Origin of the sequence: Frankia sp. AiPs1, from assembly GCF_023716945.1 — a bacterium.
Lineage (GTDB): Bacteria > Actinomycetota > Actinomycetes > Frankiales > Frankiaceae > Frankia.
Genome location: NZ_JAMQQF010000361.1, coordinates 1 through 5,956 on the forward strand (window position 1 = coordinate 1; position 5,956 = coordinate 5,956).

Annotated in this window: 5 protein-coding genes and 1 pseudogene; 1 reads left to right on the forward strand and 5 read right to left on the reverse strand. The window is 73.8% G+C overall.

The window, feature by feature from the left end:
* A pseudogene (locus tag ND748_RS22880) lies at positions 1-384 on the forward strand (transglutaminase domain-containing protein); the annotation flags it as partial.
* A gap of 82 nt (positions 385-466) precedes the next feature.
* On the opposite strand, the gene ND748_RS22885 reads toward ND748_RS22880, so the two are convergent.
* The 5 genes from ND748_RS22885 to ND748_RS22905 form a co-directional block, all read right to left on the reverse strand.
* Positions 467-874, reverse strand: coding sequence for a DUF3040 domain-containing protein (locus ND748_RS22885; protein ID WP_251748019.1), 408 nt, complete (start codon positions 872-874; stop codon positions 467-469).
* Positions 875-1,042: 168 nt separating this feature from the next.
* Positions 1,043-2,263 (reverse strand): DNA polymerase IV, encoded by a 1,221-nt coding sequence (gene dinB, locus ND748_RS22890; RefSeq protein WP_251748020.1) that lies wholly within the window; start codon positions 2,261-2,263, stop codon positions 1,043-1,045.
* A complete protein-coding gene (locus tag ND748_RS22895) occupies positions 2,253-3,146 on the reverse strand; it encodes a methyltransferase domain-containing protein (protein WP_251748021.1) in 894 nt (297 codons plus the stop codon). The genes dinB and ND748_RS22895 overlap by 11 nt, the downstream gene beginning before the upstream one ends.
* Positions 3,147-3,205: 59 nt before the next feature.
* Complete coding sequence (locus ND748_RS22900) at positions 3,206-3,361, reverse strand: hypothetical protein (RefSeq protein ID WP_251748022.1); 156 nt, start codon at positions 3,359-3,361, stop codon at positions 3,206-3,208.
* Between the two features lie 90 nt (positions 3,362-3,451).
* Positions 3,452-5,956, reverse strand: a 2,505-nt coding sequence (locus tag ND748_RS22905; RefSeq protein WP_251748023.1) for an error-prone DNA polymerase, incomplete at its 5' end; no start/stop codon positions are given.

The window sequence follows — 5,956 nt, forward strand, 5'->3', positions numbered from 1 at the left end:
GCGCTGGCCCGGCTGGCGGCCGCGGAGGAGCGGGCCCGGTACGCGCCTCCGGAACTCGCCGCCCCGCCGCAGCAGGCCGAGGTGAGGCGGGACGTCGCGACCGCCGCCGGGACGCTCTGGTCGCTCGCCCCACGAACCCGCCGGATCATGGCCCGCCTCGCGCCGCCGTCGGTGTTCCGCCGTCGCGAGTCGGACGAACCGGGCCGCAAGGGCGCCAGCCGGATCCGCCGGTACCTGCGGCGGCAGCCCGCCGTTGACGGCGCGGGCCGCTCCGGCCTGGACTCGCAGGGTGACGGACCGCAGCCGACGACGGCGGATGATGCCGAGGCCCGTGTCCCCGAGCCGGCGCGTAGCGGTGGATCAGCGCCACCGGACGGCCCCTGAGACCGCCCGGACGACCGGGAGAGTCCGCGACCGGGGAGAGACCTGCGACCGGGGAGAGACTCTGCGACCGCTGAGCCGCCCGCTAGGGCCGGTCCTCCCAGCGGCGCCGCCAGCGCTCCTCGACCCGCGTCATGAAGGACGCCTTCGTCCGAGAGCGTCCCTTTGATCGGCCCCGGCCACCGGGCCGGCGGCCGCCCGTGTCGCGTCCGCTGATGCGACGCAGGTCAGCGGCCCCACGCAGCGCAGCGAACAGCATCATCAGGAACCCGAGGATGCCGAGGATGACGGTGAGCGGCACCTGGTTGAGTACCACACCGACCACCAGGACAGCGAGCCCAAGCAGGAAGACCACCGCACTGCGGCGCACCCGACGCAGCAGGTACGTGCGGGGGTCCGTCGACCGCACGGTGCTGGCGAACTTCGGGTCATCCTCAACGAGAGCGCGCTCGATCTGCTCCAGAAGGCGCTGCTCGTTCTCCGAGAGCGGCATCGACGCTCCTCCCACGACCTACAGGCCCGGCAGACGGAACCTGACAACCAAGAATAGGCATGCGCGGGCGGGTGCGGTAGGCAACCCGTCATGCCGGTTGGAACCGAGCCAATCACCTCACGTGTCCCGTGCCCGCAGCAGCGCCGTTCATGCCCGGACTCGCCGTCGTCACGTCGGGCCCGGCGGGGGCCCCTCGGGCCGGTCGAGCAGGGCCGCCGGACCCACCGCCCCCACGCCGAACCGGTCCCGCGCCCGGTCGGCGGCCCGGTCCAGCTCCGCCCAGCCGTCGGGCCGCTCCCCGAGCATGAGCTGCCTGCTGCCGCCCCCCGCATCGACGAGGTTGCCGGCCCGCACCCCCAGCAGGCGCACGGCCATGACCTCGGCGCCGGCGACCCGGCCGCCCCCGAGCAGGCCCAGATCAGCCACCAGGTCCGTCACGATGGAGTAGATCGCCTGGGACACGTCGGTGCCATCACGCAGCGTGCGGGCGCGGGTCACGGTCCGGAAGTCGCCGTAGCGCACCTTGACCGAGATGGTCCGGGCGCGCCGCTGCCGGTGCCGGAGCTGGCCGGCCACCCGTCCCGACAGGCGCAGCAGTTCCCGAGCGAGCGCCGCTGGCTCGGTCATGTCGGTGGCGAAGGTGCGTTCGGCGCCGACGGTGACCTCCGAGGTGGCCGGATCCACCCGTCGCTCGTCGATTCCCCACGACAGCCGGTGCAGGTGGGTTCCGGCGGCGGCCCCGAGCGCCCGGCACAGCGTGTCCACCGGGGTGTCCGCGATGTCCCCGATCGTGCGCAGCCCCAGCCGGGTCAGGGTGGCCTCCGCCCGCGGGCCGACTCCCCACAGTGCCCCGGTCGGCAGTGGATGCAGGAAGGCAAGCACCTCGTCGGGGGCGATGACCGCCAGCCCGTCCGGCTTGCACCGGGTCGAGGCGATCTTGGCGACGAACATCGATGGCGCGACGCCGACGGAGCAGGTGAGGTCCTGCTCGGCCGCCACCCGCCGGCGGAGGTCCGCGGCGATCCGCGGCGCCGATCCGAACAGCGCCCGGGCGCCGGCGACGTCGAGAAACGCCTCGTCGACCGACAGCGGCGCGACCAGCGGGGTGACGTCCCGGAAGATCTTCATGATCGCGACCGAGGCCGTCCGGTACGCGGCGTGGTCGGGGGCGACCACCGCCGCGGTGGGGCACTGGCGCAGCGCCCGCGCCATCGGCATCGCGCTGCGGACCCCGTACGCCCGGGCCTCGTAGGTCGCCGACAGCACCACCCCGCGCTCACCCCCCGCCACGATCATGGGCCGGCCGCGTAGTTCGGGCCGGCGGCGCAGCTCCACCGAGGCGAAGAAGGCGTCCATGTCGACGTGCAGGATCGTGCTCTCAGCGCGCATGGGCAACCGCGCCGCCCGGGCTGCGGGCAAGGATGTGTAGCTGCGCCGCCAACGACCGGAACGGCTCGCGCCCGGCGGCCGCGAGCTCCAGCCGCAGCAGCCGCCGCGTCGCCAGGGCGTCGGGCAGGCGCTCCCCCGGCACCAGATCCGCGAAGATCCGCACCCCGTGGACGTCGAGCACCTCCGCACCCGCGGCCCGGACCAGCGCGACGGCCTCGGCGGCGGTGAACCGCCGGGGCGCCCGACCGGCTGCCGGTTCCCTGCCCGCCGACGGGCCGTGATCCGCGCCGGACTTCCGGTGCGCACCGGGCGCGTCCTCGACCAGCGCCGCAAGGGCAGCCTCGAAGTGCCCGGCCAGCGCGCGGGCCAGGACCGCGGCGGCGAGCCCGGCCACGACGACACTGAGCGCACCACCGGGCCGCAGCACCCCCAGCGCCTGCGCGAGCGCGGTCTGCGGGTCGTCCACGACGTCCAGCACGGAATGGCACAGCAGCAGATCGGCCTGCCCGGCACCGACGATGCCGGTCAGGTCACGCAGGTCCCCCTGCATCGAGGTGACCCGCCCGCCGAGCCCCCGTTCGGCTACCCGCTGGCGCAGGGCGGCCAGCGCGTCGGGCGAGGGATCCACCACGACGACCGGATAGCCGGCGGCCGCGATCGGCACGGCAAAGCCGCCGCTGCCTCCGCCGGCATCGACGACGAGCGGTCGGCGCGCCCCCACCACCGGCTCACCCGGTGCCCCCGCCCCGGCCCCCGTGGCCTGGTCGACCGGGGCCAGGCGGGGCAGGACTGCCCACAGACCGTGCCAGATCGCGGCCTGCCGCAGATCGCCCCCGGTGACATCGCCACCAGTCACATCGCCGCCGGTGACAGGGTCGGCCATCGACATCGTCTCCTCCCCCCCGCCGCCCACCCCGGTTGGCCCGGTCGGGCGCGGGCGGGTCAGCGGCCCACGACGAGGCCGATGGCGACGCCGACCGCGAGCCCGCCGACCGACAGTCCCAGGACTCGTAGCACCCAGGCGTTGCGGCGGGCCACGGCGGACGGCACGGCCCGGTGCGCGCCCTGATGCCGGAGCCCAGAACCGGTGAGAGCCATTGATGATCACCTGCTTCGTCACGCACAGCACCCCAAGAGATGACTGATAGTGAACGACAGCTACGCTGCGTGCAACAGCGGGCGAGTGGATCATCTGAAGTCCCGGGATTGGGAGGTGACAGCGACCCGCAGCGGCCACATCCGCTCGGCGATCACGTTGGTCACCCCGTCGGCCCGTTCGAGGCGACCCCGGACGACGAGGGCCACCGCCGTGCGGGCCACCACCCGATGGCGCGCCCAGACGCCGGGCGAACAGATCACGTTCACCAGGCCCGTCTCGTCCTCCAGGTTGACGAAGGTCGTGCCGCCTGCCGTCGCCGGCCGTTGACGATGGGTGACGATCCCGGCGACCAGGACCCGCCGGCCCGCCTCAGCATCGCGCAGACTCGCCGCCGCCGTCACCCCCTGGGCGGCGAGCCGCTCCCGCAGGAAACGGGTCGGGTAACCCTCGGTCGTGATCCCCGTCGCCCAGAGGTCGGCCACGGACTCCTCGACCTCGGTCATCCCCGGCAGGTGCGGCGCGACGGCGGTGACGTCGGCGCCGAAGACCATCCCGTCGAGCCGGTCCGGGCAGGCCTGCGCCACGGCGCCGGCCGCCCACAACGCCTCGCGCCTCGTCACCCCGAAGCAGGCGAACGCCCCCGCGGTGGCCAGCGCCTCGACCTGATCGACGGACAGGCCGACCCGGCGGACGAGATCGGCCATGTCGGCGTAGGGGCCGTCCGCCGCCCGCGTCTCGACGATGCGGCGGGCCAGGCTCTCCCCCACCCGCCGGACCCCGGCCAGGCCGAGCCGGACCCGCGGTTGCGCGCCGACCAGGCCGGCCCCGACCGCGGAGGCGTTGACGTCCGGCCGCAACACCTCGACGCCGTGGCGGCGGGCGTCGGCGACCAGGCTCTGCGGCGAGTAGAAGCCCATCGGCTGCGCGTTGAGCAGCGCGGCACAGAACGCGGCCGGATAGTAGAGCTTGATCCAGGAGCTGGCGTACACCAGGAACGCGAAGCTCACCGAGTGGCTCTCGGGAAACCCGAAGTTCGCGAAGGCGGACAGCTTGGTGAACAGGTCGTCGGCCAGCGCGCCGGTGATGCCGCTGGCAGCCATCCCGGTGTAGAGCCGCTCGCGGAGCCGCTCGATGCGTTCGGCGGACCGCTTGGAGCCCATCGCCCGACGCAGCTCGTCGGCCTCCGCCGCGGAGAACCCGGCGATGTCGATCGCCATCTGCATGAGCTGCTCCTGGAACAGCGGAACACCGAGGGTCTTCGCCAGGGAGCGACGCAGCAGCGGGTGCGGATAGGTGACCTCCTCCACCCCGTTGCGGCGACGGATGTAGGGGTGCACCGACCCGCCCTGGATCGGCCCGGGCCGGATCAGCGCCACCTCGATCACCAGGTCGTAGAAGCGTCGGGGCCGCAGCCTGGGCAGCGTCGCCATCTGGGCGCGGCTCTCCACCTGGAACACCCCGATGGAGTCGGCCGCGCACAACATGTCGTAGACCGCCGGATCCTCCGGCGGGATCAGGGACAGGTCGAGGTCGCGGTCGTGGTGGCCGCGGATGAGGTCGAACGCCTTGTGCAGCATCGAGAGCATGCCAAGCCCGAGCAGGTCGAACTTGACCAGGCCGGCGGCCGCACAGTCGTCCTTGTCCCACTGGATCACCGTCCGTCCGGGCATCCGGGCCCACTCCACCGGGACGACCTCGCCGACCGGGCGGTCGCAGATCACCATGCCGCCGGAGTGGATGCCGAGATGCCGGGGGAACCCCAGCAGCCGATCGGCCAGGTGGGTCACCTCGGGCGGGATGTCGTGCTCCGGGCCGCCGCCGGCACCCGACGGCGGCCCGGCCGCGGGCAGGGACCACCGGTCGAGCTGGCGGGACCAGGCGTCCTGCTGCCCGGTGGAGAAGCCCAGGGCACGTGCCACGTCCCGCACCGCCGACCGCGGCCGGTAGGTGATCACGTTTGCCACCTGAGCGGCCCGATCCCGCCCGTAGCGCCGGTAGACGTACTGGATCACCTCCTCCCGCCGCCCGGATTCGATGTCCAGGTCGATGTCGGGCGGCCCGTCGCGTTCCGGGGCGAGGAAACGCTCGAACAGCAGGCCGAAGGAGACCGCGTCCACCCCGGTGATGCCCAGCGCGTAACAGACGGCCGAGTTCGCCGCCGAGCCCCGTCCCTGGCAGAGGATCCGGTGCCGGCGGCAGAACTCGACGATGTCATGGACGATCAGGAAGTAGCCGGGGAAACCGAGCTGCTCGATCAGCCTCAGCTCGTGGGCGAGCTGGTCGTAGGCACCGGCGATCCGTTCCTGTCCCGCCGGGCCGTACCGGCGCGCGGCGCCCTGCATGGTGAGCAGCCGCAGCCAGCTCGCCTCGGTGTGCCCCGGAGGAACCGGGAAGTCGGGCAGCCTCGGCGCGACCAGGTGCAGGTCGAAGGCACACTCGGCGCCGATGCGGACCGCCTGCTCCACCGCGGTGGGGAACCGGGCGAACCGCTGCGCCATCTCCGCACCGGAGCGCAGGTGCGCGGTGCCCGCCGCCGGCAGCCAGCCGTCCATCTCCGCCAGGCTGCGCCGCGCCCGCACGGCGGCCATCGCCGC